Here is a 26,526-nt window from a genome sequence, read left to right on the forward strand (position 1 = left end):
GGAATCATTACGAGAAGGAGTACGCTTTGCCTACTATTAACCAGCTGGTTCGCCAGGGCCGTCGTTCCGTGCCCAAGAAGTCCAAGAACGCCGCTCTGCAGCACAACCCCCAGAAGCGTGGCGTTTGCACCCGCGTGTTCACCACGTCTCCCAAGAAGCCGAACTCGGCTCTTCGTAAGGTCGCCCGTGTGCGCCTTGTCAACGGCATCGAAGTCACCGCTTACATCCCCGGTGAGGGCCACAACCTTCAGGAGCACTCCATCGTCGCTATCCGCGGCGGCCGTGTTCGTGACCTCCCTGGTGTTCGCTATCACGTCATCCGTGGCGCATATGACGCTGCTTCCGTGCAGAACCGTATGCAGTCCCGCTCCAAGTACGGCGCCAAGCGTCCTAAGAAATAAGTACTTATTTGATCTGATAGTTTGATCGGCGCTGGTACGCCAGTCGCCGGTTGACAATAGCAAGGAGATTTCACATGCCGCGTCGTGCAGCAGCAAACCGCCGCGAGGTCCAGCCGGATTCCGTCTACAACAATCGCCTCGTGACGCAGCTCATCAACAAGGTTCTGCTTGATGGCAAGAAGGCCACCGCAGAGCGCATCGTTTACACCGCTTTCGAAATGGTCGCAGAGAAGAGCGAGGACGGCGACGCCCTGGCTACCTTCAAGAAGGCCATGGACAACATCCGCCCGACCCTCGAGGTCAAGCCCAAGCGTGTTGGTGGCGCTACCTATCAGGTGCCTATGGAGGTTAACTCCCGTCGTTCCACGGCTCTTGCTATCCGCTGGATGGTCAACTTCAGCCGTGCTCGCAAGGAGAAGACCATGGCCGAGCGTCTCGCTAATGAGATCATCGACGCTTCCAATGGCGTTGGCGCTTCTGTCAAGAAGCGTGAGGACGTCTTCAAGATGGCCGAGGCCAACCGCGCATTCTCTCACTATCGTTGGTAAGTTAAGGTAAGGAACTAACATGGCCAAGGCTAAGTACAAGCTTTCCGATACCCGTAACATCGGCATCATGGCTCACATCGATGCTGGTAAGACCACCACGACCGAGCGTATTCTTTACTACACCGGCAAGACCCACAAGATCGGTGAGGTTCATGAGGGCGCTGCCACCATGGACTGGATGGTTCAGGAGCAGGAGCGTGGCGTAACCATTACCTCCGCTGCTACCACGTGCTTCTGGAAGAAGGACGGTACCGACTACCGCATCCAGATCATCGACACCCCGGGCCACGTCGACTTCACCGCTGAGGTCGAGCGCTGCCTGCGCGTTCTCGACGGCGCTGTCGCTGTCTTCGACGCCGTTGCTGGCGTTCAGCCCCAGTCCGAGACCGTGTGGCGTCAGGCTTCCACCTTCAACGTCCCCCGCATCGCTTTCATCAACAAGTATGACCGCGTGGGCGCTGACTTCTTCAACGCTATCGAGACCATGAAGGAGCGCCTCGACGCTAACGCTGTCGCCGCTCAGATCCCGATGGGCGCCGAGGACAACTTCTGGGGCGTTATCGACCTCGTTACCATGACCGCATGGGACTTCAAGGCCGACGACAAGGGCATGACCTACCCCGAGCCGATGGACGAGATCCCGGCTGAGTTCGCCGACATCGCTGCCACCAAGCGCGAGGAGCTCCTTGACGCTGCCGCCAGCTTTGATGACGAGCTCATGGAGAAGATCCTCATGGAGGAGGACTTCACCGTCGAGGAGCTCAAGGCCGCTTTGCGTAAGGGCGTTCTGGCCAACGAGCTCAACCTCGTCTTTGTGGGTTCCGCTTACAAGAACAAGGGCGTGCAGGAGCTGCTCGACGCTGTCGTCGACTACCTCCCCAGCCCGCTGGACATTCCCGCTATCGAGGGTACCGACCCCGACACCGGCGACACCATCGAGCGTCACCCCGACTTCGATCAGCCTTTCGCTGGCCTTGCCTTCAAGATTATGACCGATCCGTTTGTCGGTAAGCTCACCTACGTCCGCGTCTACTCTGGCGTGGCCGAGTCCGGTTCCTACGTTGTCAACGCTTCCAATGGCAAGCGTGAGCGCCTGGGCCGCATCCTCGAGATGAACGCTGCCGAGCGTATCGACCGCGACGACGCATGCGCCGGTGACATCATCGCCTGCGTGGGCCTCAAGAACACCACCACAGGTGACACCCTGTGCGCCGAGGGCAAGGAGATCGTCCTCGAGAAGATCGAGTTCGCTAAGCCCGTTATCGACGTTGCCATCGAGCCCAAGACCAAGGCCGAGCAGGACAAGATGTCCATCGCTCTGACCAAGCTCGCCGAGGAGGACCCGACCTTCACGGTGTCCACCAACCACGAGACCGGCCAGACCATCATCGCCGGCATGGGCGAGCTGCACCTCGAGATCATCGTCGACCGACTCCTGCGTGAGTTCAAGGTTGACGCTAATGTTGGTAAGCCCCAGGTTGCTTACCGCGAGACCGCTGGTCACGACGTCGAGAAGGCTGAGGGCAAGTTCGTCCGTCAGTCCGGTGGTCGCGGTCAGTACGGTCACGCCGTCATCAAGCTCGAGAAGATGGAAGAGGGCTTTGGCTACGAGTTCGTCAACGCCATCGTCGGCGGTGTCGTTCCCAAGGAGTACATCCCCTCGATCGACAAGGGCATCCAGGAGGCACTGCAGACCGGTGTTATCGCTGGCTTCCCTGTCCTCGACGTGAAGGTCACCCTGTTCGACGGTTCCTACCACGAGGTCGACTCCTCCGAGGCTGCGTTCAAGATCGCCGGTTCCATGGCAATCAAGGACGCTCTCAAGAAGTCCGATCCGCAGCTGCTCGAGCCGGTCATGGCCGTTGAGGTTGAGACCCCCGAGCAGTACATGGGCGACGTTATGGGCAACATCTCCAGCCGTCGTGGCAACATTGAGGGCATGGAGGATCGCAAGAACACCAAGCTCATCCGCGCTAAGGTGCCCCTGGGCGAGATGTTCGGCTATGCTACCGACCTTCGCTCCCAGACCCAGGGTCGTGCATCCTACACGATGCAGTTCGACTCTTACGAGCCCGCTCCCAAGTCCATTGTGGAAGAGGTCGTCAGCAAGAACGGTGGCCAGGCCTAAGCCTTCGCCGTACGTAGGTTATTACGCGAGAAACCCTCGCATCCATTTGGAGGTATACGTTGTCTAGCCAGAAGATCAGGATTCGCCTCAAGGGCTATGATCACGAGGTCGTGGATCAGTCTGCGAAGCTCATCGTCGACACCGCTCAGAAGACCGGTGCCCGTGTTTCCGGCCCCATCCCCCTGCCCACCGAGCGCAACCTCTATACGGTTATCCGCTCCCCGCACGTGGACAAGGATTCCCGTGAGCAGTTCGAGATGCGCACCCACAAGCGCCTCATCGACATCCTCGACCCCACCAGCGGCACCGTCGATTCGCTTATGCGTCTTGACCTTCCCGCAGGCGTCGATATCGAGATCAAGCTCTAAGCTCAATCTCGTTTAAGCGATGTTGCAAAGCCCCGTTGCCTTTTGGCGGCGGGGCTTTTTGCGTTATCGTTGCGGTATATGTGATCGATGCCAAGGAAGGGGACATGACAGCATGAAGACGCTGTATTTAATGAGGCACGGGCAAACCGAGTTCAATGTGCAAAAGATCGTCCAGGGACAGTGTGACTCGCCTCTGACGACAGCAGGGAAGGACCAGGCCCGCGAGGCGGCGCTTAAGCTTGTGCAATGCGGTGTTTGTCCCGATCGCATCGCGGCTTCTCCGCTAGGGCGTGCCTATCGAACCTGCGTGCTTGTGCGCGACGTTTTGTGCGAGTCGTTAGACGTCGCCATGCCCGAAGTCGAGACGTGCCATGACCTTGAAGAGCGTAACTACGGCTCTTTTGAACGCGGGCCTATGTCCGAGGTCCCGGCAGATGTCTGGAATCCAGGCGAGGAGCTTGTCCCGTATGGCGGAGAGGGGAGTGCGGCGCTGCGTGCGCGAATCGTCGATGCTATTCGCAACCTTATGGCGCCCGATGAAGTGGGAACGCTCTTGGCTGTTTCCCATGGTTCTGCTGTCTTGCAGTTCTATCTCGCTGCCGAGCGCCCCTGTGAGCCTAAACCCCGCTGCAAGTTACCCAATTGCTGCGTCCTAAAGTTTTCTTACAATGAGTCTGCGAGCACGTTCACATTGCTCGAAGTCCTTTGATGCTCGCGTGAAAACGCCTGGATTAGGCTATGGATACGCCCGGGGGCGGGGTCTTTGAGCTGCAGTTGTGCCCAAATAGCGCGATTCTTTGCTTGAGCAGGGAAAACATTGTGATGAAAGCTTGAAGACGCGCATACCTGTGTATACTAAACAACTGTGCGCGTCGAGGGAGGATTCTGCCCATCGCATGTTTGGGCACCAAGGGTTGCTGTCTGAGCTTGGGTTTTGGAGAATTCGAAGTCGACAACCGCGTGTATTAGTTGTGGTCCTCTAGGGGTGAACGCAAGGGGCGTTCACATTGTCCCAAGACCACCGAGAGTTGGAGATCGTACATGATCAGCATGATTCTCGGCCGCAAGATTGGCATGACCCAGGTTTGGGACGAGAACGACAACGTCGTTCCCGTCACGGTCATCCAGGCTGGCCCCTGCACCGTCTCGCAGGTTAAATCTGAGGCGACCGACGGCTACAATGCCGTCCAGATCGGTTTCGGCGATATCAAGGCCAAGCACGTGAACAAGCCCATGGCTGGTCACTTTGCCAAGGCCGGCGTCGAGCCTGTTCGTTTCCTTCGTGAGGTTCGCGTTGCTTCTGCCGAGGAGCACAAGGTTGGCGACGTCGTCACCGTCGCAGACTTCGCCGATGTTGCTAAGGTCGACGTCATCGGTACCTCCAAGGGTAAGGGCTTCCAGGGTCGCATTAAGCGCTGGGGTCAGCGCCGCGGTCCTATGACCCACGGTTCGCACTTCCAGCGTCATCCGGGTTCCATTGGCCAGTGCGCCTATCCTGCCCGCGTCCTCAAGGGCGTCAAGATGGCTGGTCACATGGGTAACGAGCGCGTTACCGTGAAGAACCTCACCGTTGTCCGCATCGATGCCGAGCAGAACCTCATCCTTGTCAAGGGCGCTGTGCCCGGTGGCAAGAATGGCCTGGTCGCCATCCGTATGGCCTAAGGGCCCCGTGCCAGTTGGTCCAGCGTCATACCAAGGAGAACACTTACATGTCTAAGTTTGAAGTTATGAACAGCGAGGGCAAGAAGGCCACTGAGGCCGAGCTCGCGCCCGAGGTGTACGGCATCGAGCCGAACATCCACGTCATGCACCACATCGTCAAGTGCCAGCAGGCTTGCTGGCGCCAGGGCACCCAGTCTGCCAAGGGCCGTTCCGAGGTCTCTGGCGGCGGCAAGAAGCCTTGGCGTCAGAAGGGCACCGGCCGTGCCCGTCAGGGTTCCACCCGTGCTCCCCAGTGGCGTCACGGTGGCGTCGTCTTCGCACCCAAGCCCCGTTCCTACGCTAAGCGTATGAACGCCAAAGAGGTCAAGCTCGCTATGCGTTCTGCCCTCTCCGCTAAGGTTCGCGACAACGAGCTCGTTCTCGTTGACGACTACGCTTTCGAGAAGCCGTCCACCAAGGCTGCTGTCGCCATGCTCAAGGCTCTCGGCCTTGAGGGCAAGCGCCTGACCATCATCGTTCGCGATGAGGACATCAACGCTTACCTTTCCTTCCGCAATGTCCCCAAGACGTTCATCATCACGCCCGACGAGGCCAACACCTATGACCTCCTCAACAACGGTGCCCTGCTGATGACCGCCGACATTGCCGCTCACTTCGGGGAGGTGCTTGCATAAATGACCGCACACGAGATCATCATCCGCCCCATCGTTTCCGAGCAGTCCTATGACATGATGGAGCAGAACAAGTACACGTTCGAGGTTGCCAAGTCTGCTACCAAGCTGCAGGTTCGTGACGCTATCGAGGAGATCTTCGGTGTCCACGTCACCCGCGTGAACACGCTCAACGTCAAGCCTAAGACGAAGCGCGTTCGTTACATCGCCGGTAAGACCCGCACCTGGAAGAAGGCCATCGTGACCGTCGCCGAGGGCGAGACCATCGAGATCTTCGGCACCCAGGCGTAAGTACGCTTTCTTCGCGCCTCCTGTCTCCTCGTGGAGACAGAGGTGCTCCGGGGCTTCAATATGGAGTCGCCCGGTACCGTGGTAAATCCGGTGTCATCGCATCCGCGATCCCCGCTTGCGATGGCTAGCGGATTGATTCGAAAGGGATAGGTAATGGCTGTAAAGCACCTTAAACCGACCAGCGCCGGTAGGCGTTGGCAGACGATTTCGGACTTCTCCGAGATCACCACTTCTAAGCCCGAGAAGTCTCTTCTCGAGCCGCTGAGCAAGAAGGCTGGCCGCAACAACAGCGGTCACATCTCCGTTCGCCATCAGGGCGGCGGCGTGAAGCGTCAGTATCGTCGCATCGACTTCAAGCGCAACAAGGACGGCGTGCCCGCCAAGGTTGCCACGATCGAGTACGATCCTAACCGCTCCGCTCGCATCGCTCTGCTTCACTACGTCGACGGCGAGAAGCGCTACATCATCGCGCCGAAGGGCCTCGAGGTCGGTCAGACCGTCATGTCCGGCGCTGGCGCCGACATCAAGCCCGGCAACGCTCTGCCGCTGTCCGATATCCCCGTGGGTACCCTTATCCACGCCGTGGAGTTCATGCCTGGCAAGGGCGCTGCTATCGCTCGTTCCGCCGGCAACTCCTGCCAGCTGATGGGCAAGGAGGGCAAGTACGCCATCGTGCGTATGCCGTCTTCCGAGATGCGCCGCATCCTCATCACCTGCCGCGCAACCGTTGGTGAGGTCGGCAACGCCGAGCACTCCAACATCGTTATCGGCAAGGCTGGCCGTAAGCGCAAGATGAACGTCCGTCCGACTGTCCGTGGTACGGTCATGAACCCGGTCGACCACCCGCACGGCGGCGGCGAGGGCAAGAACCACACCTCTGGTCGTCCTTCTGTTTCTCCGTGGGGCAAGCCGTCCAAGGGCTTCCGTACGCGCAAGAAGAAGAAGGTTTCGAACGCCCTCATCATCCGTCGTCGCAAGAAGTAGTCGATACCGAGTTTTTAGGAGTTAGCACTTATGAGCAGAAGTCTCAAAAAGGGCCCGTTTGTGGAGACTCGCCTCCTCTCGCGTATCACCGCGATGAACGAGGCTGGCAAGAAGGACGTCGTGAAGACCTGGTCTCGCGCGTCCACCATCTTCCCCGAGATGGTCGGTCACACCATCGCCGTCCACGACGGTCGCAAGCACGTGCCCGTGTATGTTACCGAGTCCATGGTTGGTCACAAGCTCGGCGAGTTCGCACCGACCCGTACGTTCCGTGGCCACAAGGCCAAATAGGGGGGTTCATCGTAAATGGCATCTAATAACGAGGTCCGCGCTACCGCTAAGTGGGTGCGCGTGTCCCCCAGCAAGGCTCGCCTTGTGGTCGATTTGATTCGTAACAAGTCCGTTGCCCAGGCTTTCGAGATCCTGCAGTTCTGCGATCGTCACGTTGCCGTTGACGTCGAGAAGGTTCTCCGTTCCGCTGTGGCAAACGCCGAGAACAACAACGGTATGCGCGCTGACGACCTGGTTGTCGCCGCTACCTATGTTGACGAGGGCCCGACGCTCAAGCGTATCCGTCCTCGCGCTAAGGGCTCCGCTTCCCGCATTCTGAAGCGCACGAGCCACATCACCGTCATCGTCGCTCCTCGAAAGGAGGCATAAAGCGCTATGGGTCAGAAAGTTTATCCCACTGGTTTCCGTCTCGGCATCACCGAGGACTGGCGTTCCCGCTGGTTCGCCGGTAAGGATTACGCTGCCACTCTCGGCAACGACCTCGCTATCCGCAAGTTCCTCGAGAAGCGTCTTTCCCGCGCCGCCGTCTCCCGCGTGGAGATCGAGCGCGCTGGCGACAAGGTGAAGGTCATCATCCTCACCGCTCGCCCGGGCGTTGTCATCGGCAAGAAGGGTGCAGAGATCGACGGTCTCCGCGCCGATCTCGAGAAGGTCGCCGGTGTCGAGAAGGGTCAGCTCTCCGTTGACGTCATCGAGGTCAAGCGCCCCGAGCTCGACGCCAGCCTCGTTGCTCAGTCCATTGCCGAGCAGCTCGAGGGCCGTGTCGCCTTCCGTCGCGCTATGCGCAAGGCTGTTCAGTCCGCTCGCAAGGCTGGCGCTAAGGGTATTCGTATCCAGTGCTCCGGTCGTCTGGGTGGCGCTGAGATGAGCCGTCGCGAGTGGTACCGTGAAGGTCGCGTGCCTCTGCACACCCTGCGTGCCAAGATCGATTACGGCACCGCCGTCGCTCACACCACCATGGGTGCCTGCGGCGTGAAGGTTTGGATCTACCAGGGCGAGAAGCTCCCCGGTCAGCCTGTTCCTAACATGGCTCTCGAGGGTACCTCGCGTCCTCGTCGTCGTAACAACGAGAGGAGGGGTCAGTAGTGCTTGCCCCTAAGCGTGTTCTTCACCGTAAGGTGCAGCGTGGCTCCATGAAGGGCCAGGCTAAGGGTAATACCCAGCTGCATTTTGGCGAGTATGGTCTGAAGGCTCTTGAGGCCCATTGGATCACCAACCGTCAGATCGAGGCCGCTCGTATCGCCATGACCCGTTATATGAAGCGTGGCGGTCGCGTCTACATCACCATCTTCCCGGATAAGCCCATCACGAAGAAGCCTGCGGAGACCCGCATGGGTTCTGGTAAGGGTAACCCCGAGGAGTGGGTGGCCGTTGTCAAGCCCGGTCGCATCATGTTTGAGATCGCCGGCGTGCCTGAGGATGTTGCGCGTGAGGCTCTTCGCCTTGCCCAGCACAAGCTGCCCATCAAGACCAAGATCATCATCGCCGAGGATGCCGAGGAGCGTGCTGAGGCCGAGATGGAGGCTGAGGAGGCCCTCGAGGCCAAGTGGGCTGCTGAGGACGCTGCTGCTGCCAAGGAGGAGAACTAATGAAGCCCGCAGAGATTCGTGAGCTTTCGGACGATCAGCTTGTCGAGAAGCTGAAAGAGGGTCGTGCCGAGCTTTTCAACCTTCGTTTTCAGATGGCTACCAGCCAGCTGGACAACACCGCTCGCGTTAACACCGTGAAGAAGGATATTGCACGTATCCTCACGGAGCAGCGCGCCCGTCAGATTGCAGCGGAGAAGTCCGCTGCCGCAGAGTAAGGCAGGAGTAGAGCATGACTGAGACTGTCGCGCGTAACTCGCGTAAGGTCCGTACGGGTGTCGTCGTCTCCATCTCGGGCAACAAGACCATTGTTGTCCAGACCACGGAGCGAAAGCGTCACCCCAAGTATGGCAAGATGATGACCAGCACCAAGAAGCTTCACGCTCATGACGAGGAGTGCACGGCTGGCGTGGGCGATACCGTCCGCGTTATGGAGTGCCGCCCCTTGTCCAAGATGAAGCGTTGGCGCCTTGTCGAGATCATCGAGCGCGCTAAGTAAAGTCGTAACGACGTGTAACGCTTTCTCGTTGATGTGCATCCACTCGGGCGGCAAACGCCGCTCGCCTATGGGTGCGTGCACCTCTCAATGAGTTCTCTTTCGGAGGAACTACCATGATTCAAATGCAAACCATGCTCACGGTTGCTGACAACTCCGGTGCGCGTAAGGTTCGCTGCATCAAGGTGCTCGGTGGCTCTAAGCGCCGTTATGCCGGTGTCGGCGATGTCATTATCGCTGCCGTGCAGGAGGCCACCCCGGGCGCTAATGTCAAGAAGAAGGACGTCGTTCGCTGCGTCGTCGTTCGTACCGTGAAGGAGATCCGTCGTAAGGACGGTTCTTACATCCGCTTTGACGACAACGCTGCTGTCGTCATCAACAACGATGGTTCGCCCGTCGGCACCCGTATCTTCGGGCCTGTCGCTCGCGAGCTTCGTGACAAGAAGTACATGAAGATCGTCTCGCTCGCACCCGAGACCCTGTAGTTAGGGGAGACCAGTATGTCTATGTCCATTAAGAAGGGCGATAACGTCAAGGTGCTCTCCGGTAAGGACCGCGGCAAGACGGGTACCGTCCTGCGTGCGCTCCCCTCTGAGGGCAAGGTTGTCGTCGAGGGCGTGGCCATCGTCAAGAAGGCCGTTAAGCCCAACCCGCAGAACCAGCAGGGCGGCATCGTCAGCCAGGAGGCTGCCATCGATGCTTCCAACGTCCAGCTCATCTGCCCCAAGTGCGGCCAGTCCACTCGCGTTGGCCACAAGAAGGACGGCAAGAACAAGCTTCGCGTTTGCAAGAAGTGCGGCGCTGAGTTCTAATTTGCCCTTCGCACCTAAGCGATAAGCACTTAAAAAGGACCTCGGGTTTCCCGGGGTCCTTTTCTTATATCTAGGGACTATACGTTTGTGCTCGCTTTGATGTCGATGAATGTTATCCATCGACTAATTGCGATCTTCGTCTGTGACGTGCGGAAAGAGCGCATGGAAGCGGCGGGGGATGGGTGCTTGGATGGCCAGGCGTTCGTGCGTTACGGGATGGGTAAGAGACATACAACATGCGTGGAGCATAAGAGGATACCGCTTGTTGCCCGTGCGTCGAACGGGGCGTCCATATAGCTCGTCTCCAAGCAGGGGGAATCCAAGAGATGCGAGATGCACTCTGATCTGATGTTTACGTCCCGTCAGAAGCTCGACGTTAAGCAAAGAAAGATCTGGGGCGTGACTATTGCGTGCCCTTGTTGCAATGACGCTGACGCGCGTCTGAGCGGGTTTGCCGCCCTTTGAGATGCGCATGCGTCGCGCGTCATGGCGATCGCGGCCAAGAGGGGCATCAATCAGCTTGCTTTTCCAGGCAGGGATGCCGCAGCAGATGGCAAGATAGCGTTTTGAGGTATCGTGCGCGGCGATGAGCGCATCAAAGGCAGGCTGCGTATCTTTGTTGAGTGAGAACAGCACGATACCCGAGGTGTCGCGATCCAGGCGATTGAGGGCCTGGAGGTCATGGGCGGCATTCTGCGCTGCTTCATGGAGGAGAAACGAGCGCACCTGGTCGGTAAGCGTTTTTGTATCGCATCCGTCGCTATGGACAATAATCCCGGCTGGCTTGTCGACTGCAAGAAGATATTCGTCCTGATAGAGTATCGCGATATGTGCGTTATCTATTGACTCCACAGCTACGAGACCCCTACAAATAGGCAGCCAGATGTAGTGCCCGGCAGGCGGCGGGCGGGTTTGCGTCCCTCGAGCGAGACAGTGAGTGCTCGTTTGACATGCGCGACATAGCGGGAGAGCTCTTCGATATCAAGAAGCGTGCCGTCGATTGCAAATCGAGTGATGCCGCAGGCGATGAACGCGGGAATTTGCGGGGTTAAGTCGAGCGGATAGGCATCGTACAGACGCGAGCGACCATGGATATCGGTGCGTATGGGAAAGACTTTGCCGTCGATGTTTTTGAGCGAGAAGCTCTGGTTTCGTAGCTGGCAGCGTGAGCAATCATGCACGCAGCGGTTCATGACCTGCAAGATGCAATGCTCGCTTGTCATAACGCGCGGCTTTCCCATGACAGTGATGCCGCAAGCGGCTTTTGCATGCGGGGCGATGCGCTCGATCTCGGCAAGCGTGAGTTCGGGCGAGAACCAAATGGTGCTCGCTCCATGTTCTTCCATGGCGCGAATGCAGGCGAGGTTATGCACCGGCAGGCAGCTGCGAATCTCTGCCGTGGCCCCGACAAGATGGGCGAGTGAAAGCTCGGAGATGTTGCCAACGGCCACGGTGCCGCCGGCTTGTGCCCATGCGTCGAGGCGGTCATGATCGGCTTTGCGGCATATCTCATCGAGAATAGGGATGATACCAAGATTCTGGACGTCTTGCGGCGAGATTCCCTCGGCAACAAGGCTGTCGACTGTCATGTAGATGAGGTCTGCTCCAGCCTCTCGTGCGGCCTTGGCGGCAGCCAGGTTGGTGACGGTAGCGCAGATCTTGGCAGCAGGCGCGGGCGAGGGGGCCGCGTCCATGGATGCGGCGGTGAGAGCGGCCGTCTTAAACGGGGGAAGAGTATTGAGCTCATGAGCGCGCTGGGCATATCCCGCGAGCATCTTCTCCTCAAGAAGACGGCAGGCCTCTGCGCGAACCTTATGTACCGCCGAGAAGCTCATGCCGCAGCCGTTATCGAGTTCGACTTCAAACGAGGCCGCCTCGAAGGGGGAGGAGCCCATACGGCCAACGTGCTCAATCAGGTCGGTCTTGGCAACGGCTCGGGTTCGAGCGGCCTCGACGGTAAAACCAGACGCTGTAGCGCTAAACGTTGGGTCGTCTAAGCAGGTAAGCGTGACGGAAAACGGCTTACCCAGAAGCGCGGAAACATGAATGTCGACCATGCGTTTGCGGGGTATGTCTCGCTTGATGGCGGCACTTGCGGCGTCAAGGGCCGCTTGGCTGCGAATAAGGCGAACGATGCAGGCTGCGGGCATGACGCGGGCGGTGCGCACTTCGATTTGCTCGCCGGCGGGGGTGTCAGCCCCGGCGATTGCGGTGAGGAACTTCTCGGGTTCGTTGTCATGGCGCAATTCAAGAAGATCTCCCTTGCCCACGGGCTCGGTGAGGGCGATGCGCGTAATGCCTGCACGGGCGCGGCGGTCGTCGGGGGCCAAGCCATGCGTGACGACGCGTTTGCTTGCAACGACGCTGCCGACAATTTGTCCGCGGTTGTTGGAGCGCTCGTAGCTCATCATGCTGTCATCCGAGATGCCATGCTGGTAGGCGCTTGTGAAGTCGCGGTTAAAACAGCGTTTGAGCTGACGCGAACGGAGGGTGCGATCATGCTCGCTAGGCGTTTTGCCGGCAAGCACATCGTCGAGTTGCGCGCGATAGGCGCTGCAAATGGAATGGACGTAATCCGCAGCTTTCATACGGCCTTCGAGCTTGAGGGCGCAGGCCCCTGCGCGGAGAAGCTGGGGAAGCAGATCGATGGTGCAATTGTCGCGCGGGCAGAGGGCACGTTCGCGTCCGGGGGTGGGAATAACTTGTCCCGAGGCGTCGAGGACCTCATAGGGGAGACGGCACGGCTGGGCACACATCCCGCGGTTGGCGGATCGTCCGGCGCAGGCAAAGCTCGAAAGCTCACAGAGCCCGGAGTAACAAAAGCAGATGGCGCCGTGGCTAAAAATCTCAAGATCGATGTCGACGCTCGAAATATCATCGATCTCTTCGAGCGAAAGCTCGCGCGAGAGCGTCACGCGATCGGCATCAGCCTCGCGGCACCAGGCGGCACCGCGCTTGTCGTGAATATTCGCCTGCGTGGAAATATGGGTCTCGAGCTGGGGCATCAAGCGTTTGACTTCAAAGAAAAGGCCCCAGTCCTGAATGATAAAGGCGTCGGCGCCTAAGGCTGCGCAGCGGCGGATAAGCTCAAGCACATCGCCCATCTCTTCGTCTTTAATGGCGATATTAACCGTGACGTATACACGTGTGCCGGCGAGATGCGCCATACGGCAAGCTGCCTCAAAGGTATCATCGGTAAAGTTGTCGGCTTTGCGACGGGCGTTGAATTCACCCATGCCGCAATAGATGGCGTCGGCGCCCGCGGCGACGGCTGCCGCAAAGGGCTCCGGTCCGCCTGCAGGGGCAAGCAGCTCAGGGTAGGTGGGGGCTGTGAGGTGTGTGCCGCGCGGGGCGGAATTCATGGTTGCCATGCAGCTCTTTTCACTTGAATTTGTACAGTGAAGTATACCGTTTTGCGCTACTTGGGCGTATTATCCCAAGGTATCGTCACGAGCAAAAGACAGGAGCGATCATGTCCAAAGAAGCAGTTATCCCCAACAATGCCCCCGCACCTTTGGGACCTTATTCCCCGGCAGTTAAGAGCGGCAACATGCTGTTCCTTTCCGGCCAGCTGGGCATCAACCCCGCAGATGGCAAGCTTCCCGAGACAGCGACCGAGCAGGCCGAGCAGTCGCTGAAGAATATCGAGAACCTGCTGGCCGCTGCCGGAGCTACGACCGACAACGTCGTTAAGACCACGGTCCTTCTGGCCGACATCGCCGATTTCGCTGCGGTGAACGAGGTCTATGCCCAGCACTTCGAGGCTCCCTTCCCGGCCCGCAGCGCTTTCCAGGTTGCTGCGCTGCCTGCTGGCGCCCTTGTCGAGATCGAGGCCATCGCCTCCCTGTAGCAAGAAGGTTACAACGTGAAAAAGGGGCCCGTTGCCAATCGTGTATTTGGCAACGGGCCCCTTTGATGGTATGTGCGCGGCTCAGCCTTTAGCTGCTTGCGCTTTTGGCAAGAGCCTCAGTAAGCGTCATTCTGCCTTTCCAGTTGGGGAATACGTGGCGATAGTAGTCCGTTTGGACAATGTATTTGGCCATGCTGTAACGGTTTCGGACAAGTTCGTTCATGGATGCGATATAGGCATCTTGGTCGTCGAGGGTCACGCCCCTGGCCGGGGTAAAGGTGCCCAGGGATGCCTCATAGGTGCCTGCGCGCGTGATCCAACTGTAGCCGCCGCCATAATCGGCAAAGATCGCGACGTGCATGTCGGTGCTCACGTTGCCGGGGTCGGCGTCGGGGGCCAAAACATCGCGGCCCGATAGCAGGCGCGAATCGTAGTCAAAGCCAAAAAGATTGAGTAGCGTGGGGACGATATCCACGGCGGTGCAGGGGTCGTCGATCTTCACGGGTTCCTTCAGAGAGCTGCACCACAGGATGAGCGTATTCTTGTAGCGCGTGGTCAGGGACTCGTTATCGTTGATACCGGTCATCTCGGCATAGTAGTCCACATCGCTATTTTCGGTCATAGCATACGGGTAGTGGTCGGCGGTGAGCACGATCACGGTGTCTTCGGCGATGCCCGCTTCGTCCAGCTGGCCCAGCAGGTATTCCAACGCGTATTCGAGCTCCTGCTGGGAAGCCTTGTAGGCCAGGACGGTTTCGGAGCCCTTTTCGCCGTTCATGACATCCTTGTTCTTGCGCGACATGTCGTTTACGCTCCAGCTGTAGTTGCAGTGGCCCGAGACGGACATGTAGTAGGTGTGGAACGGCGTGCCGTTGTTCTTGTATGCGTCAATCTGCTGATCGATGGTTGCCTGCATCATTTCGAGGTCGGAGCGGGGCCAAGCATTGGTGGGGAGCTCCAGGCCGTTGCCAATACCGATAAAGTCATAGCCCAGGTTGGGATGGGTGATGTTTCGGCCGTAATAGGTGTAGGTGTTGTTGTGGTAGGCCATGGTGGTGTAGCCGCGCGTTTGGAACTGCCAGCCAAGGCCAAAGGGCATGGCGTTGTCGCCGCTTTCGGCAAAAGCGGTGTTGCCGTTGACCCAGGTGGGAATGATGCCACACATGGCCGCGAATTCGCCACCGGTGGTCGACTGGGTCCAGTTGGGCTGGTAGTAGTTGTTAAAGACAAATCCGTTATGCGAGAGCTTGTAGAGTGCGGGCGTGCGCTCTTTGTCGATGGTGGCGTAAGAGAAGCCCTCGGCGGTGATGAAGACAAGGTTTTTGTCTTTGAAATATCCGGTGTACTGATTTTGCTGCGTGGGCACCTGTGAAGCAAAATACTGATCCATGGTGCGCAGGGTATCGTCGGTATCGTTGGCGACGAGCGCGTCAAAATCGATATCGAGCGCGTTGGGTTTGTAACTAGTCTGCTTCGTCGCGCCGGAGGCGGAGGCTGCGGGGGCGTCGAACGAAGGCGTCGGCATTCCGAAGATCGAGTATTTAGCCTCAAGGCGCAGCGAGTTTACGAGGCCAAAACGCGGGATGGCGCTATTGGCCGTGTACTCGGTGGTGTAGTACTGGTTGTCATTGCCAAGGTGACATGCGACGACGTTGGCAGACTGCGCAAGCGCGAAGACAATGAGCGAGATGAAGATAAGGACAACGTGCGAGCCTGTTTGCGCGCTTTGGCTATCGGGCACAACGCGGTGACGGAAGACAACTGTCAATATTCCGGGAGCCAGCGCAAGTGGGAAGAACCAAAGATTCTTAAGGATGGCGCCCACCGCTTCACCCATGAAGTCACCGGCAACCTGTCCGCCCATACCAAGCATGTAGGCGATTTGATAGTAGATGCCAAAGAACTTCTGCACGCAGCATTCGGCAATGACGATAACACCAAGGATGAGAAGCGCCGCAGCGACAACGCCGCGCGCGACGGTTTTATGCGGAATGATGGTCGAGACGAGCCAGAGCAAAGAACCCGCGGCGAGGCTGGAGGCGATGATGCGCAGCAGCGCCGGGTCAAAGAAGGGGATGCTGGTATTTGCAATGCGCAGGAGAAGCTCGAGAAAGAGGAAGGCTCCGCTTAAGTAGAGAAGCGGGAGCAAATCGCGCGAGCTGAAAAGCGGAGTTGACGTGGCTGGCGTGGCAGGCGTTCTGCCTTGCTTCCCCGCCGGTTTCCTAGCCGGTTTTTTGGGAGCGGCGTGCTTTGGCGTCGACGTCCTTGCGTGCTGGCTCATGGCTATCTCCCCGTATGGTCAATAATGTGGCTTCGAATGGGGCTGGAACTATAACCTTAGCAGAGCAGCAGAGGTAAATGGGCATGCGTACGCTCGAATGGCGCGCATGTGTCTTAAGCGTTCGCACGATTTTGAAACGAGTTTATTGAGCTTTGGACAGGCGGCCCCGCGCCGCGTGCGGCTGCGGCGCCCGTTCCCGTCTCGGTGCGTGGCCGCGCTCCGTCGACCCTCTCCGCTCCGGCGCGCGGCCGCACCTCGTGCGCCACCGGGGTACCCCTTTCCAAATGAAGCAGAAAACCCCATTTAGATTGCATATCGACCGCGCTAAATGGGATTTCTGCTTCATTTGGAATATAGGGATGGCGAGAGGGTTCGATCCCATGGACGGGTAACAAAAAAGGTCCCAACCGAAGTTGAGACCTTAGACGTTACGAGTGGTGGAGACGAGGGGAATCGAACCCCTGACCTCTTGACTGCCAGTCAAGCGCTCTCCCAGCTGAGCTACGCCCCCAAGCAACAAAAAAGAACTATACGGGAATGTATTTGAACGTGCAAGTACTTTTTGCCAATTCGTTTAATTTTCTGCCGCGTGGCTGAGCATCCCATCGATTTTCATGGAAATGAGGTCGAAGACGGCGTCGCTTGGCTCTCCATTGGTGAGGATGTCGGCCGGTGCCTTGGTAGGTTCGATATAGCGATTGTGCATGGGCTTTACCAATGTTAGGTATTGATCGATGATGCCCTCAAGGCAGCGCCCCCGTTCCGCCACGTCGCGTCGGATTCGACGCAGGATGCGCTCGTCGGCGTCTACCTCGATAAAGATCGTCACATCACAGAGGTCCCGCAGGCGCTTGTCGGCAAGAAAGGGATGCCCTCCACGAGAATCACCGGCCGCAGCTGAACCTCGACGGTCTTATCAAGGCGATTGTGCTGGGAGAAATCGTACACAGGACTTTGGATTGCGTGCCCGCGCTTGAGTTCCTCGAGATGTTTGACGAGCAAATCGGTCTCAAGCGAATTGGGATGATCGTAGTTCATTGCCGCGCGCTGCTTAAAGGCAACGCCGACCTGCTCGCGATAGTAGTTGTCGTAGCGAAGGATCGCTATCTTATTGCCAAAGCGTCCTTCAATTTTGTTGATGAAGGTTGATTTGCCCGAACCCGAGCCGCTGGCGATGCCGATGATATAGGGCTTCATGACGTTTCCTTTTGGGTCTGTGTTGCCTGCGCGTTTGAGCATAGGAGCTCGGCAGTGCTCGCCGGTGTACAAAGTGGGACGTGGTCCTGAGGCGATTTTGTCTGGCTTTAAGACTTGCAGCATGCCGTGCGTTGTTTTGGGCTCCGATGCACGCTAGAGTTGCGCATGGCATTTGTGCAATTCGCGTCGAGAGGGAATGTATGGCCATCAAACTTGTGCTGAGCGATATCGATGGAACGCTTCTTCCGCGGGGGAATGCGGAGGTTGATCGTTGTGTCGTAGAGGCCTTTCATGCCCTGCTCGATGCCGGTCTTGCTGTAGGCCCTGCAAGCGGCCGGGCCCTTCCGGCGATTCTGCCCGCCTTTGCTGGAGACGAGGCATGTGTGGCAACAGCTCTTGCCACGAACGGCATGCAAGTGTATACCGCGGGAAAGCTCGTGCACGAGGAGTATCTTGATCGCGAGGGCTTGGTGCAACTTGCTGCTGCCGTGCGCGAGGTGCCACGCGCCGGTATGATTTGCTTCAAGGGGGCGGAGGTCTTTTTGGTAGAGGGCGAGCGCGATGTCCTCGCTCCCATTTTTCCCTCATATGCAGCTCATATCATGTCCGTGGACGCTGTACCCGATTTTCCTGTGGTTAAGGCAAACGTCTTTGTCGATGCGGGCGTTCGGGGTACGCAGGCGCTTATGGAGCGCCTTGAAGCAGTGATGCCGCGCCTCGGTCTTAATACTCCCATGGCAGGGTTTATGGAATGTGGTGCCGGTGGGGTACAGCAAGGCGACGGGCATCGACATTATCTGCCGTGAATTAGATGTCTCGCTTGATGAGGTTGTCGTATTCGGTGATGCCGACAACGACCTGGAGATGCTCGAGCACGTTCCCAACTCGGTGGCCGTGGCAAATGCTACGCCCCGCGCCGCTGCTGCCGCGCGCTGGCATATCGGATCGGTAGACGAGTTTGCTGTTTCGCAAGCCATGATGGCTATAGCGGCGGGGAAGTGGCCGTTTACCGCATAATACCGAGCGCTGCGGCGAGCGGATGCGAACTCGAGGCCGGCGCCTGGCCGCTCAAAACGGTGCGATTCGCATGGCGGGCGTTCGGGCCGTAGCGACTGCAGGCGCCGCTCGATTTTTCGAGAAACCCTGAAGCGCCTGGCGATGTGTGCAGCCGGGGCAACCAAGGGGCAGCTCAGTATATAATCCAACCCATTGCACTGCCCCCTCGTGAAAGGTCTCGCTCCATGGCAGATGTTTCCACTCCAGAAGAAGACGCGCTGTTCACGCCTCGCGGCCATGTGTCGCCCGTCACGGCCATTCCTCTGGCTCTCCAGCACGTTCTCGCCGCCTTTGCGGCAATCGTCACGCCTGCCATCATCGTGGCATCGGTCTGCGGCTTTTCTGCTGCCGAGGAGGCCCGTATCATCCAGGCGGCTCTCGTGCTCTCTGCGGTGGATACGCTTTTGCAGCAGTTTCCGCTGTTTGGCCGCATTGGATCGGGCCTGCCCATCGTCATGGGCGCGAGCTTTACGTTTGTTCCGGCGTTTCAGGCCATCGGTGTCGAGATGGGCTTTGAGGCCGTACTTGGAGCGCAGCTTGTTGGCGGTCTGCTTGTTGTCGTGTTCGGCCTGGCGTTTCGCCGCCTGCGCTTCTTGTTCCCGCCCGTCGTGATGGGAACCGTCATCTTTGTTATCGGTTTGTCGCTGTGCCCCGTTGCCGTTAAGTCCATGGCTGGCGGACAGGGGAGCGCTGGCTTTGGTGACCTTTCCAATTGGATCGTCGCCATCGCGACCTTTGTCGTTACCTTTGCCGTGGGCAACTACGCGCGTGGCACGCTCAAACTCGGTGGCATTCTTTTGGGCATCCTTTCGGGATTTGTCATCGCTGCCCTTATGGGCATGGTCGATCTTTCCGGTGTGGGCACGGCGGCCTGGTTTGCGCTGCCCACTATCTTGCCGTACAAGATTGTTTTCGACCCCGCTGCTTGTGCCATGATCGGCGTGGTCTCTATCGTCAATGTCGTGCAAGTCATGGGCGAGCTTTCGGCCGTGTCCTCTGCGGGCCTGGACCGCGAGGCAACGGATGCCGAGCTTTCCGGCGGTATGGTTGCAACCGGCGCCGTGGGCGCCGTGGCTGCGCTGTTTGGCACCATTCCCACGGTCACGTACGGCCAGAACGTGGGCATCATTGCCGAGAACAAAGTTGTGAATCGCGTGGTATTCACCATTGCTGCCCTCGTCTTGCTTGCCGGTGGCTTGCTTCCTAAGTTTGCTGCGCTGCTTACGTCTATTCCGCAGCCCGTTATCGGCGGCGCCACCATCGGCGTGTTCGCAACCATTGGCATGAACGGTGTGGTCATGTTCGCGCGCGAGGGGCTTTCCGGCCGCGATTGCACGCTCATGGGTCTGGCGGTTGCTTTTGGCGTCGGTATCGAGCAGTCTGTTGGCGCGCTCGCCGGTGCCGGTTTCCCCGCATGGGTCAATACTGTGTTTGGCACTTCCTCCATTGCTGTGGCGACCGTTGTGGCGGTCATTTTGAATCTTGTACTTCCTCGGGAGGAGAAGGCGTCCGAGTAGCGCTGGCACCGGGCGGATTTAGGCTGCGACCCGCCATTTGCTGCGATGCCTCGCTGCGGCGATGTATCCGGCATTCTGCCCGACGTCGAGCGGCTGGCAGGTGTTCGTGCGCTTTGCAATGGCCGGTGCCGCGCCGTGTGTTTCTCGAGGCCTATCGGGGGTTGGCCGCCGGGAGTCTGCGCGCTTCTCGACGACCGGCGGTTTTTCTTTCGTTCGAGAACGAATGGCGGATCTGCATGCATTCATCTTGCCGTTCGCTCCGAATGATTGGCGGATCTGCATGCGTTCCTCCGTCTTGCCGTTCCGAATGACCGGCGGTTTTTCTTTCGTTCGAGAACGAATGGCGGATCTGCATACGTTTGCGGGAGGGAACCTGCTGAATAGTGTGCGAGTTTCCGCCACTCATTTCGAAAACGTATGAATTTCCGCCACTCATTCGTCGGTAATGTCCTGGATGGATGCCGAGTTGGACAAGGGGAAGATGCCCGGCGGTTCTACAAACGTTTTGAGTCGCCGCGGTGGAATGCCTGGCGGTTCTACATACGTTTTGGGTTGCCGCAGCGGACGACTGGCGGTTTTTCGTTTGTTCTGGACTGGCTGGCAAAATCGCTGGCGGAAGTCCGCGTCTTTTCTAAATGGCTGGCGGAAAACGGTGCATTAAGCGACTGTTTTCCGCCATTTTTTGTTCGAGAAATCGCCATTCATTTGCGATTGTATGTAAAACCGCCATTCATCGGGGGAAGCGGACTCACGCCTCCAGGAGGAGCCCATCGCCTGCACGAGCTGCCGCAGCGCGGCGGGCGGACTCACGTCTGTTGATGTTCACTAAAAAGTGGTCCGAGTGATCATCGGGAAATGAGCACTGTGAGCACGAAAAATTGAGCAGTTTAAGCAAGAGGGCCGAGCTCCGGGGCCCGCGTTTCCTGTCAATTTTTTCGGCTCGCTGACTGAGAAGAGGCGACCTGAGAATCGCTGTTTAAAACGATGGAAGGTTCGCAGCCCGGTTGGGTTTTTCTTGTATCGACTCTATTGCTTATGTTGGATCCAAGACGCTCATCCCGTGTTCCCGCCATCTAACTCGGATTCCGTTCCATGCTCGTGTCCTATCTGTGCCCTATCTTTTGGCTTGGATTTTTCCGCCTGGTTTCATTTTCCGCGTTCAGAGACTGTCACCGGGGGCACCGAGACGGAGAGAATCGCTCAATGGGATTCTTGGAATGCCCGCAAGTTCCATTTTTCTATAGAGACGTTCCGGTACGTTCACGTCTTCCATGGTGAACCTCATGACCGTGAAGCCTGCTAATGAAAGACGCGATTCGCGTTGCCGCTCGCGCATCATGACGTTGAGCGCATGCTGTTCGTCATCTTCTGTCTTGGCTGCGCGGTATTTTTCGAGCCCATCGAGCTCACCGATAACGGGTTTTGGGAGGTGAGGCCAGAGGAAATCGACACGATAGGGGTTCCCTGAATGCTCGGGATCGTCGATTTCAACCTGTAGATCGGGCGTTTTCCATCCGCCTTCGATCATTACGGCGCGCGCTTTCGATTCCCCACCGTTCTCTGATCTTCCGTCGGCGTAGCGAGCAACTCTGAGCGCACATGCTTTGCCGGGTCTGTTTTTTCCGATGCATAGAAACTGGGTGTACAACTGCCTGCTATCCATGCTGTTGTTTCGCAGAAAAGAGTCGGCAACAATCAGTCCTTCCGAGAAACCTCCGCGTGCGGCGCAACAAAAGACCGTTTCTACCTCTGGGGTAGTTTTAAGTCCATTGATGGTGACGACCGAGAGCTGAGACGGACGATAGCGGACCACGCCAGTTGGCGCCTCTCCACAATGATTGGCTGGAGAGGCGATGTGGATTGCGCGAAGCTGCTTTTTCGACACCGCAAGTCCTTGGATGGCAGCGGCGCTAAACGAGCAAAACACCCAATCCGGATGTTTTGCGGCCATACTTCGCAGGACGTGGAGATAGCGTTGCCGATCACCGAGCTTGTTCCAGCAGTCGACAGGCGCGAATACTCCGGGCCGTGGCTCTACGACCTTTTTCTGGTTCATTCGTCTTTTGAGCAGCTGATAGTCGCGCTGCATGGCGGGAGCCAGACATGCCCCGCGCGCGATGGCGTCTTCGAATTGCGCCGCGAGCCGCAGCTCTGCTTTTCTGCTGTTCATGATCGCCCCTCGAGTCTAGAGTTTTTTAAGGAGCATATGCGGTCGTATTCAGCGACTTTCCCCGTTGTCTTCCAAATAGCTGGACGGCTTTTCTGCAATATCTCCCCAAAAACTAACAGCGCTGGTCAATGACCTGTTTTGTGCGATTTGCTCACGGTTGTTTGCTGGGTGTTCGGTTTGCAGCATGGATAAATACAGCTCTTTTACATAAAGACGCATGTCCGAGAGTGAATGCGCGGCGAGCATTTGTGTAAACGCTGGGGCGTCATTCCCCTTTGAGAGCCGATGACGCGTTGTTTGAAGCTGTCCTTTTGCCTGGCATGAAAGAGCGCTTTACGGTTGCTAACAGGGCTTATCTTTCGGAGCGGCGGCTTGTCTCCCGGGTTGTGCTGGATCGCGTGCGGGTCTTAGGTGTGGCTCATCTTTCAAAGTAACGCTTCCGTTGGCCGCCTTAGGGATGTCTGGTCCGGTCGTCATCCATTTGATACAGGGGCTCCTGACGGGTGCCGAGACAGGAGAAGGGGAGGCGACCGGCGGCTTTGAGTGTGTTTTGCGGTTCTTGCAGCAGATGGTTGGCGGATTTTCTTCCGTTTGAGAACGAGCGGCGGATCCGGATGCGTTTTTCTGGCCCTCTACCCCCGAACGGCTGGCGGTTTTTCATTCGTTTTTCGATGATTGGCGGGTCTGTGTACGTTTTAGTGACGAATTTAGCCGGATAGCGAGTGATTCTCCGCCAGCCATTTCGGGAACGTTGGTATTTCCGCCAGTCATTTCCGCCCGGCATCGGAAAAAGCGCGATATCCGCCAGTCATTTCGGAAACGTTAGAATTTCCGCCAGTCATCCAGCGGCGGGGACGGAGCGCAAATAAAAGAGAAAACCGTTTTAGTAGCCGTTTCAGGCAGCAGTTATTGGAGAGGTTTTCAGACAGCCGTTATTGCGTTATTGGAGAGGTTTTTTAGGCAACCGCTTTAGGCAGTCGTTTTAGAGAGCCGTTTGTGCATTGACGGGAAATCGGGCTTCGGACAGAGTTGTGGTAATCGAAAGGAAAGCCGCCGCCTGCTGCTCGCTACCAATCGCCCGCGCCCGATGCGGCACGTTGCGGATATGTGGATTTCACCTGCTTATAAAGCTTTTTGTGGCACAGGCGGTAAAACGCGCGTATAGTAACGACTGTTTTGTCGGCTCCTGTCGAGGTTTCGTCATGCCTGCTTTTAGCCATAAGGGCATGTCGTACGACAGGAGGCATGAGGACAACCCGCAGCTCACGGTTGGTGAGTTACGTGGCCAAGCCCCATGCTTAAAACCCCATGAAGGAGTGAACAATGGCTGAAGAGAAGTACGTCCCGCGTCTCAAGACCAAGTACCAGAACGAAGTCAAGCAGGCTCTGCACGACAAGTTCCAGTACGAGAATGTCATGATGATCCCGAAGTTCGAGAAGATCGTCGTGAACATGGGTGTCGGCGAGGCCGCTACCGATTCCAAGGCAATCGAGGGCGCTGTCCGCGACCTGCGCGCCATCACCGGCCAGCAGCCGATGGTGACCCGTGCTCGTAAGTCCATCGCTACCTTCCACCTGCGTGCCGGTATGCCCATCGGCGCCAAGGTCACCCTGCGCGGCGACCGCATGTGGGAGTTCTTCGATCGTCTGACCTCTGTGGCGATTCCCCGTATCCGCGACTTCCGCGGCATTTCCGCTAAGAGCTTCGACGGCCGTGGCAACTTCTCCATGGGCGTTACCGAGCAGCTCATCTTCCCCGAGATCGACTTCGATTCCGTCGATCATCAGCGTGGTATGGATATCACCATCGTGACGACCGCGAAGACCGACGAAGAGGCCAAGGCCCTTCTCGACGCCTTCGGGTTCCCGTTCAAGAAATAGGTTCATCTGCTCCGATACCGGCGGGCACGTGCAAGACGCGCGTGCCCGCCGCGGAGCGAACAATACTCAATGTGAGGAGGAAATAAGTGGCTAAGACATCGATGATCGTCAAGTGCAGCCGTGAGCCGAAGTTCTCGACGCGCAAGTACAGCCGTTGCCAGCGTTGCGGCCGTCCGCATTCGGTTTACCGCAAGTTCGGCCTGTGCCGTGTCTGCTTCCGTGAGCTTGCACTGAAGGGCGAGCTTCCCGGCATCAAGAAGGCCAGCTGGTAAGTCACTACCAGTGCATGCGGTGTGCAGCCGCAATGCAAGGAAGAACGTGCGAGGTAGGCTCAATCGCTATGGGCGAGGGAGAACCACTGCACGTGTTCATCAAGAACGAAGGAGAATCTGCATGAACGTCACAGACCCGATCGCAGACATGCTTACGCGTATTCGTAACGCGAACTCTGCGAACAAGGCCACGGTCTCCATGCCGAGCAGCAAGAAGCTCGTGGAGATCGCTCGTGTCATCTACGAGGAGGGCTTCATCGAGGGCTACACGGTGGAGGACACCATGCCCCAGAAGACCCTGCACATCACCCTCAAGTACGGTCCCAAGAAGGCTAAGGTCATCAACGGTATCCGCCGTATCTCCAAGCCCGGTCTGCGCAAGTACGCCGGCGTGAAGGACCTCCCCCGCGTCCGCGGTGGTCTTGGTACCGCGATCGTTTCTACCAGCAAGGGCGTTATGACCGACCGCGACTGCCGTGCTAACGGCGTCGGCGGCGAGATCATCGCTTTCGTCTGGTAATTGATTCGGCGAGTAGAAGGAAAAGGAGATCACCGTGTCTCGTATCGGTAATAAGCCTGTCCAGATTCCCGCTGGAGTCGAAGTGGCAGTCAACGGCACTCACGTGTCCGTCAAGGGTCCCAAGGGCACCCTTGAGAATGATTTCTATGAGAAGCTGACCATCGAGGTCGAGGGCGACACCCTGCATGTCTCCCGCCCCGATGACGAGCGTGAGACCCGCGCTATGCACGGCCTCACCCGCGCCCTCATTCACAACATGGTCGTGGGCGTTTCCGAGGGCTACACCAAGGGCCTCGAGCTCGCTGGCGTCGGCTACCGTGTCCAGCTCAAGGGCAAGGACCTCGAGCTGTCCCTCGGTTATTCTCACCCCGTCAACTATGCAGCTCCCGAAGGCATCACCTTCGAGGTGCCCGATAACACGCACATCAACGTTAAGGGCATCAACAAGCAGCAGGTCGGCCAGGTTGCCGCGGAGATCCGCAGCAAGCGCGCCCCCGAGCCTTATAAGGGCAAGGGTATCCACTACGTTGGCGAGCACATCCGTCGTAAGCTCGGCAAGGCCGCTAAGTAGTAGGTCCCACCTAATGCGCAAGTCCGATACCCCGTTAGGTGTCGGCACTGACTTCTAAGGAGTATTCAGCATGAATAAGCATAAGGCGAAGTTGGCGGGTCTCAAGCGTCGTCAGCGTCGTGTTCGCGGTAAGGTCTCGGGCACTGCCGAGCGTCCGCGTCTGCGCGTTACCCGCACCAACGCCAATATCTACGCCCAGATCATCGACGATACCGAGGGTTCCCGTACCCTGGTTTCCGCTTCGACGCTCGAGGCTGAGTTCGAGGGCATGACCACCTCGAACAAGACGGCTGCCGAGAAGGTTGGCGAGCTCGTCGCCAAGCGCGCTCTCGAGGCCGGTATCACTACCGTCGCTTTCGACCGCGGTGGCCGCATCTATCACGGCCGCGTCAAGGCCCTCGCCGACGGCGCTCGCGCCGCTGGTCTCAAGTTCTAGGAGGTTTGTAGCACATGGCTCGTAATCAAAAGCAGCGCGAGGCCTCCGAGTTCGAGGAGCGCGTCGTTTTCATCAACCGTGTTTCCAAGACCGTCAAGGGCGGTCGCCGCATGTCCCTCGTCGCTCTCGTTGTCGTGGGCGATGGCAAGGGCAATGTTGGTCTTGGCATGGGTAAGTCCGCTGAGGTGCCCCTGGCTATCTCCAAGGCTTCCCTGGACGCCAAGAAGAACATGTTCCACGTGCCCGTGACCGAGGATGGTACCATTCCTCACGAGGTCGAGGGTCACTTCGGTGCTGGCCGCATCGTCATCAAGCCCGCTGTCGAGGGTACCGGCGTTATCGCCGGTGGCGCCGTGCGTCCCCTCTTCGAGCTTGCCGGCATCAAGAACGTCCTGTCCAAGTCTCTCGGTACCGACAACGGTCTGAACATCATCAAGGCCGCTTGCGAGGGCCTCAAGGAGCTCTCCGCTCCCGAGGATGTCGCCGCTCGTCGTGGTATCACCGTTTCCGAGATGTTTACCGGGAAGGTGAAGTAGG

Annotated in this window: 34 protein-coding genes, 1 tRNA gene and 1 pseudogene; 28 read left to right on the top strand and 8 right to left on the bottom strand. The window is 58.1% G+C overall.

Annotated features, from left to right (window positions below; genetic code table 11):
* Positions 1-26: 26 nt before the first annotated feature.
* The 17 genes and pseudogenes from rpsL (at position 27) to rplX (ending at position 10,238) form a co-directional block, all read left to right on the top strand.
* Positions 27-401, top strand: coding sequence for a 30S ribosomal protein S12 (gene rpsL / locus HF320_RS02405; protein ID WP_022386573.1), 375 nt, complete (start codon positions 27-29; stop codon positions 399-401).
* A gap of 74 nt (positions 402-475) precedes the next feature.
* Positions 476-949: a 30S ribosomal protein S7 gene (rpsG, locus tag HF320_RS02410; RefSeq protein WP_169276890.1), complete on the top strand. Its 474-nt coding sequence runs from the start codon at positions 476-478 to the stop codon at positions 947-949.
* 19 nt (positions 950-968) lie between these two features.
* Entirely contained in the window at positions 969-3,077 is a 2,109-nt protein-coding gene (fusA, locus tag HF320_RS02415; protein WP_169276891.1) for an elongation factor G, read from the top strand.
* A 59-nt stretch (positions 3,078-3,136) separates the two neighbouring features.
* Positions 3,137-3,445, top strand: coding sequence for a 30S ribosomal protein S10 (rpsJ, locus tag HF320_RS02420; RefSeq protein WP_022386569.1), 309 nt, complete (start codon positions 3,137-3,139; stop codon positions 3,443-3,445).
* A 112-nt stretch (positions 3,446-3,557) separates the two neighbouring features.
* Positions 3,558-4,154, top strand: a complete 597-nt coding sequence (locus HF320_RS02425) for a histidine phosphatase family protein (RefSeq protein ID WP_169276892.1) — start codon at positions 3,558-3,560, stop codon at positions 4,152-4,154.
* 332 nt (positions 4,155-4,486) lie between these two features.
* Positions 4,487-5,107 carry a 50S ribosomal protein L3 gene (gene rplC / locus HF320_RS02430; RefSeq protein ID WP_022386567.1) on the top strand — a complete coding sequence of 207 codons (621 nt, stop codon included), beginning with the start codon at positions 4,487-4,489 and terminating at the stop codon, positions 5,105-5,107.
* Positions 5,108-5,154: 47 nt separating this feature from the next.
* Positions 5,155-5,781, top strand: coding sequence for a 50S ribosomal protein L4 (gene rplD, locus HF320_RS02435; protein WP_022386566.1), 627 nt, complete (start codon positions 5,155-5,157; stop codon positions 5,779-5,781).
* Entirely contained in the window at positions 5,782-6,069 is a 288-nt protein-coding gene (rplW, locus tag HF320_RS02440) for a 50S ribosomal protein L23 (protein ID WP_022386565.1), read from the top strand.
* Positions 6,070-6,222: 153 nt separating this feature from the next.
* Positions 6,223-7,053: a 50S ribosomal protein L2 gene (rplB, locus tag HF320_RS02445; protein WP_022386564.1), complete on the top strand. Its 831-nt coding sequence runs from the start codon at positions 6,223-6,225 to the stop codon at positions 7,051-7,053.
* A 30-nt stretch (positions 7,054-7,083) separates the two neighbouring features.
* Positions 7,084-7,344 (top strand): 30S ribosomal protein S19, encoded by a 261-nt coding sequence (gene rpsS / locus HF320_RS02450; RefSeq protein WP_006235035.1) that lies wholly within the window; start codon positions 7,084-7,086, stop codon positions 7,342-7,344.
* Positions 7,345-7,359: 15 nt separating this feature from the next.
* Positions 7,360-7,713 (top strand): 50S ribosomal protein L22, encoded by a 354-nt coding sequence (gene rplV, locus HF320_RS02455; protein WP_040221070.1) that lies wholly within the window; start codon positions 7,360-7,362, stop codon positions 7,711-7,713.
* Positions 7,714-7,719: 6 nt separating this feature from the next.
* On the top strand, positions 7,720-8,430 hold the full coding sequence (rpsC, locus tag HF320_RS02460) for a 30S ribosomal protein S3 (RefSeq protein WP_022386562.1): 711 nt from the start codon (positions 7,720-7,722) through the stop codon (positions 8,428-8,430).
* Positions 8,430-8,843, top strand: a pseudogene (gene rplP / locus HF320_RS02465) (50S ribosomal protein L16); the annotation flags it as partial. The gene rpsC and the pseudogene rplP, both read left to right, overlap by 1 nt.
* 89 nt (positions 8,844-8,932) lie before the next feature.
* Positions 8,933-9,148, top strand: a complete 216-nt coding sequence (gene rpmC / locus HF320_RS02470; RefSeq protein ID WP_022386560.1) for a 50S ribosomal protein L29 — start codon at positions 8,933-8,935, stop codon at positions 9,146-9,148.
* A gap of 14 nt (positions 9,149-9,162) precedes the next feature.
* The gene (gene rpsQ / locus HF320_RS02475; protein WP_022386559.1) at positions 9,163-9,429 is read left to right on the top strand and encodes a 30S ribosomal protein S17; all 267 of its coding nucleotides are present in this window, start codon (positions 9,163-9,165) and stop codon (positions 9,427-9,429) included.
* Positions 9,430-9,542: 113 nt separating this feature from the next.
* The gene (rplN, locus tag HF320_RS02480; protein WP_022386558.1) at positions 9,543-9,911 is read left to right on the top strand and encodes a 50S ribosomal protein L14; all 369 of its coding nucleotides are present in this window, start codon (positions 9,543-9,545) and stop codon (positions 9,909-9,911) included.
* A 15-nt stretch (positions 9,912-9,926) separates the two neighbouring features.
* Entirely contained in the window at positions 9,927-10,238 is a 312-nt protein-coding gene (gene rplX, locus HF320_RS02485) for a 50S ribosomal protein L24 (protein WP_022386557.1), read from the top strand.
* Between the two features lie 123 nt (positions 10,239-10,361).
* Here rplX and HF320_RS02490 read toward each other — a convergent pair whose 3' ends face one another.
* Both HF320_RS02490 and HF320_RS02495 read right to left on the bottom strand, forming a co-directional pair.
* Positions 10,362-11,090, bottom strand: a complete 729-nt coding sequence (locus tag HF320_RS02490) for an RluA family pseudouridine synthase (protein WP_349290689.1) — start codon at positions 11,088-11,090, stop codon at positions 10,362-10,364.
* Between the two features lie 2 nt (positions 11,091-11,092).
* Positions 11,093-13,609 carry a U32 family peptidase gene (locus HF320_RS02495; protein WP_248276553.1) on the bottom strand — a complete coding sequence of 839 codons (2,517 nt, stop codon included), beginning with the start codon at positions 13,607-13,609 and terminating at the stop codon, positions 11,093-11,095.
* Between the two features lie 101 nt (positions 13,610-13,710).
* Here HF320_RS02495 and HF320_RS02500 point away from each other — a divergent pair, with 101 nt between their 5' ends.
* Positions 13,711-14,088: a RidA family protein gene (locus HF320_RS02500; RefSeq protein ID WP_022386554.1), complete on the top strand. Its 378-nt coding sequence runs from the start codon at positions 13,711-13,713 to the stop codon at positions 14,086-14,088.
* 88 nt (positions 14,089-14,176) lie between these two features.
* On the opposite strand, the gene HF320_RS02505 is transcribed toward HF320_RS02500, so the two are convergent.
* The 4 genes from HF320_RS02505 to HF320_RS09135 form a co-directional block, all read right to left on the bottom strand.
* Positions 14,177-16,369 (bottom strand): LTA synthase family protein, encoded by a 2,193-nt coding sequence (locus HF320_RS02505; RefSeq protein WP_169276893.1) that lies wholly within the window; start codon positions 16,367-16,369, stop codon positions 14,177-14,179.
* Between the two features lie 435 nt (positions 16,370-16,804).
* Positions 16,805-16,880: transfer RNA gene (locus tag HF320_RS02510), tRNA-Ala, on the bottom strand.
* Between the two features lie 63 nt (positions 16,881-16,943).
* The gene (locus HF320_RS09130) at positions 16,944-17,198 is read right to left on the bottom strand and encodes a nucleoside/nucleotide kinase family protein (RefSeq protein ID WP_211158915.1); all 255 of its coding nucleotides are present in this window, start codon (positions 17,196-17,198) and stop codon (positions 16,944-16,946) included.
* A complete protein-coding gene (locus tag HF320_RS09135) occupies positions 17,195-17,566 on the bottom strand; it encodes a nucleoside/nucleotide kinase family protein (protein ID WP_211158916.1) in 372 nt (123 codons plus the stop codon). Before HF320_RS09135 ends, HF320_RS09130 begins: the two co-directional genes overlap by 4 nt.
* Positions 17,567-17,766: 200 nt before the next feature.
* Here HF320_RS09135 and HF320_RS02520 point away from each other — a divergent pair, with 200 nt between their 5' ends.
* The 3 genes from HF320_RS02520 to HF320_RS02530 all read left to right on the top strand — a co-directional run bounded on the left by HF320_RS02520 (position 17,767) and on the right by HF320_RS02530 (position 20,139).
* Complete coding sequence (locus HF320_RS02520; protein ID WP_169276894.1) at positions 17,767-18,372, top strand: HAD hydrolase family protein; 606 nt, start codon at positions 17,767-17,769, stop codon at positions 18,370-18,372.
* Positions 18,329-18,583, top strand: coding sequence for an HAD hydrolase family protein (locus tag HF320_RS02525; RefSeq protein WP_169276895.1), 255 nt, complete (start codon positions 18,329-18,331; stop codon positions 18,581-18,583). Before HF320_RS02520 ends, HF320_RS02525 begins: the two co-directional genes overlap by 44 nt.
* 224 nt (positions 18,584-18,807) lie before the next feature.
* Positions 18,808-20,139: a uracil-xanthine permease family protein gene (locus tag HF320_RS02530; protein WP_040221063.1), complete on the top strand. Its 1,332-nt coding sequence runs from the start codon at positions 18,808-18,810 to the stop codon at positions 20,137-20,139.
* Between the two features lie 18 nt (positions 20,140-20,157).
* Here HF320_RS02530 and HF320_RS02535 read toward each other — a convergent pair whose 3' ends face one another.
* On the bottom strand, positions 20,158-20,421 hold the full coding sequence (locus HF320_RS02535; protein ID WP_169276896.1) for a hypothetical protein: 264 nt from the start codon (positions 20,419-20,421) through the stop codon (positions 20,158-20,160).
* A 135-nt stretch (positions 20,422-20,556) separates the two neighbouring features.
* Between HF320_RS02535 and HF320_RS02540 the strand changes: the two genes are divergently transcribed.
* Positions 20,557-20,958: a hypothetical protein gene (locus HF320_RS02540; RefSeq protein ID WP_169276897.1), complete on the top strand. Its 402-nt coding sequence runs from the start codon at positions 20,557-20,559 to the stop codon at positions 20,956-20,958.
* Positions 20,959-21,298: 340 nt separating this feature from the next.
* Here the strand turns inward: HF320_RS02540 and HF320_RS02545 are convergent, their stop codons facing one another.
* On the bottom strand, positions 21,299-22,309 hold the full coding sequence (locus HF320_RS02545) for a PDDEXK family nuclease (RefSeq protein ID WP_169276898.1): 1,011 nt from the start codon (positions 22,307-22,309) through the stop codon (positions 21,299-21,301).
* Positions 22,310-23,632: 1,323 nt separating this feature from the next.
* On the opposite strand from HF320_RS02545, the gene rplE reads away from it, so the two are divergent.
* From rplE to rpsE, 6 genes are all read left to right on the top strand, one after another.
* Positions 23,633-24,190 carry a 50S ribosomal protein L5 gene (gene rplE / locus HF320_RS02550; protein ID WP_022386601.1) on the top strand — a complete coding sequence of 186 codons (558 nt, stop codon included), beginning with the start codon at positions 23,633-23,635 and terminating at the stop codon, positions 24,188-24,190.
* 86 nt (positions 24,191-24,276) lie between these two features.
* Positions 24,277-24,462 (top strand): type Z 30S ribosomal protein S14, encoded by a 186-nt coding sequence (locus tag HF320_RS02555; RefSeq protein WP_022386602.1) that lies wholly within the window; start codon positions 24,277-24,279, stop codon positions 24,460-24,462.
* 121 nt (positions 24,463-24,583) lie between these two features.
* The gene (gene rpsH, locus HF320_RS02560; RefSeq protein ID WP_022386603.1) at positions 24,584-24,982 is read left to right on the top strand and encodes a 30S ribosomal protein S8; all 399 of its coding nucleotides are present in this window, start codon (positions 24,584-24,586) and stop codon (positions 24,980-24,982) included.
* A 34-nt stretch (positions 24,983-25,016) separates the two neighbouring features.
* A complete protein-coding gene (gene rplF, locus HF320_RS02565) occupies positions 25,017-25,553 on the top strand; it encodes a 50S ribosomal protein L6 (protein ID WP_022386604.1) in 537 nt (178 codons plus the stop codon).
* Positions 25,554-25,623: 70 nt separating this feature from the next.
* On the top strand, positions 25,624-25,989 hold the full coding sequence (rplR, locus tag HF320_RS02570) for a 50S ribosomal protein L18 (protein ID WP_022386605.1): 366 nt from the start codon (positions 25,624-25,626) through the stop codon (positions 25,987-25,989).
* A gap of 14 nt (positions 25,990-26,003) precedes the next feature.
* Positions 26,004-26,525: a 30S ribosomal protein S5 gene (rpsE, locus tag HF320_RS02575; RefSeq protein WP_022386606.1), complete on the top strand. Its 522-nt coding sequence runs from the start codon at positions 26,004-26,006 to the stop codon at positions 26,523-26,525.
* The last annotated feature ends 1 nt before the right edge of the window (position 26,526 follow it).

The organism is Collinsella acetigenes (assembly GCF_012844445.1).
Classification (GTDB): domain Bacteria; phylum Actinomycetota; class Coriobacteriia; order Coriobacteriales; family Coriobacteriaceae; genus Collinsella; species Collinsella acetigenes.

Bases quoted from the DNA above. Each gene is read 5' to 3' on its own strand.
- rplX (WP_022386557.1), top strand. From the start codon at position 9,927: ATGTCTATGTCCATTAAGAAGGGCGATAACGTCAAGGTGCTCTCCGGT.
- HF320_RS02495 (WP_248276553.1), bottom strand. From the start codon at position 13,609: ATGGCAACCATGAATTCCGCCCCGCGCGGCACACACCTCACAGCCCCC.
- rplD (WP_022386566.1), top strand. From the start codon at position 5,155: ATGTCTAAGTTTGAAGTTATGAACAGCGAGGGCAAGAAGGCCACTGAG.
- rpsS (WP_006235035.1), top strand. From the start codon at position 7,084: ATGAGCAGAAGTCTCAAAAAGGGCCCGTTTGTGGAGACTCGCCTCCTC.
- rplE (WP_022386601.1), top strand. From the start codon at position 23,633: ATGGCTGAAGAGAAGTACGTCCCGCGTCTCAAGACCAAGTACCAGAAC.
- HF320_RS02540 (WP_169276897.1), top strand. From the start codon at position 20,557: ATGAATTTCCGCCACTCATTCGTCGGTAATGTCCTGGATGGATGCCGA.
- rplW (WP_022386565.1), top strand. From the start codon at position 5,782: ATGACCGCACACGAGATCATCATCCGCCCCATCGTTTCCGAGCAGTCC.
- HF320_RS02505 (WP_169276893.1), bottom strand. From the start codon at position 16,369: ATGAGCCAGCACGCAAGGACGTCGACGCCAAAGCACGCCGCTCCCAAA.
- HF320_RS02530 (WP_040221063.1), top strand. From the start codon at position 18,808: ATGGCAGATGTTTCCACTCCAGAAGAAGACGCGCTGTTCACGCCTCGC.
- rplV (WP_040221070.1), top strand. From the start codon at position 7,360: ATGGCATCTAATAACGAGGTCCGCGCTACCGCTAAGTGGGTGCGCGTG.
- HF320_RS02535 (WP_169276896.1), bottom strand. From the start codon at position 20,421: ATGCAGATCCGCCAATCATTCGGAGCGAACGGCAAGATGAATGCATGC.
- HF320_RS02545 (WP_169276898.1), bottom strand. From the start codon at position 22,309: ATGAACAGCAGAAAAGCAGAGCTGCGGCTCGCGGCGCAATTCGAAGAC.
- rpsG (WP_169276890.1), top strand. From the start codon at position 476: ATGCCGCGTCGTGCAGCAGCAAACCGCCGCGAGGTCCAGCCGGATTCC.
- rplN (WP_022386558.1), top strand. From the start codon at position 9,543: ATGATTCAAATGCAAACCATGCTCACGGTTGCTGACAACTCCGGTGCG.
- rplC (WP_022386567.1), top strand. From the start codon at position 4,487: ATGATCAGCATGATTCTCGGCCGCAAGATTGGCATGACCCAGGTTTGG.
- fusA (WP_169276891.1), top strand. From the start codon at position 969: ATGGCCAAGGCTAAGTACAAGCTTTCCGATACCCGTAACATCGGCATC.
- HF320_RS09135 (WP_211158916.1), bottom strand. From the start codon at position 17,566: ATGAAGCCCTATATCATCGGCATCGCCAGCGGCTCGGGTTCGGGCAAA.
- HF320_RS02500 (WP_022386554.1), top strand. From the start codon at position 13,711: ATGTCCAAAGAAGCAGTTATCCCCAACAATGCCCCCGCACCTTTGGGA.
- rplR (WP_022386605.1), top strand. From the start codon at position 25,624: ATGAATAAGCATAAGGCGAAGTTGGCGGGTCTCAAGCGTCGTCAGCGT.
- rpsE (WP_022386606.1), top strand. From the start codon at position 26,004: ATGGCTCGTAATCAAAAGCAGCGCGAGGCCTCCGAGTTCGAGGAGCGC.
- HF320_RS02425 (WP_169276892.1), top strand. From the start codon at position 3,558: ATGAAGACGCTGTATTTAATGAGGCACGGGCAAACCGAGTTCAATGTG.
- rpsH (WP_022386603.1), top strand. From the start codon at position 24,584: ATGAACGTCACAGACCCGATCGCAGACATGCTTACGCGTATTCGTAAC.
- rpsQ (WP_022386559.1), top strand. From the start codon at position 9,163: ATGACTGAGACTGTCGCGCGTAACTCGCGTAAGGTCCGTACGGGTGTC.
- HF320_RS02520 (WP_169276894.1), top strand. From the start codon at position 17,767: ATGGCCATCAAACTTGTGCTGAGCGATATCGATGGAACGCTTCTTCCG.
- rplB (WP_022386564.1), top strand. From the start codon at position 6,223: ATGGCTGTAAAGCACCTTAAACCGACCAGCGCCGGTAGGCGTTGGCAG.
- rpmC (WP_022386560.1), top strand. From the start codon at position 8,933: ATGAAGCCCGCAGAGATTCGTGAGCTTTCGGACGATCAGCTTGTCGAG.
- rpsC (WP_022386562.1), top strand. From the start codon at position 7,720: ATGGGTCAGAAAGTTTATCCCACTGGTTTCCGTCTCGGCATCACCGAG.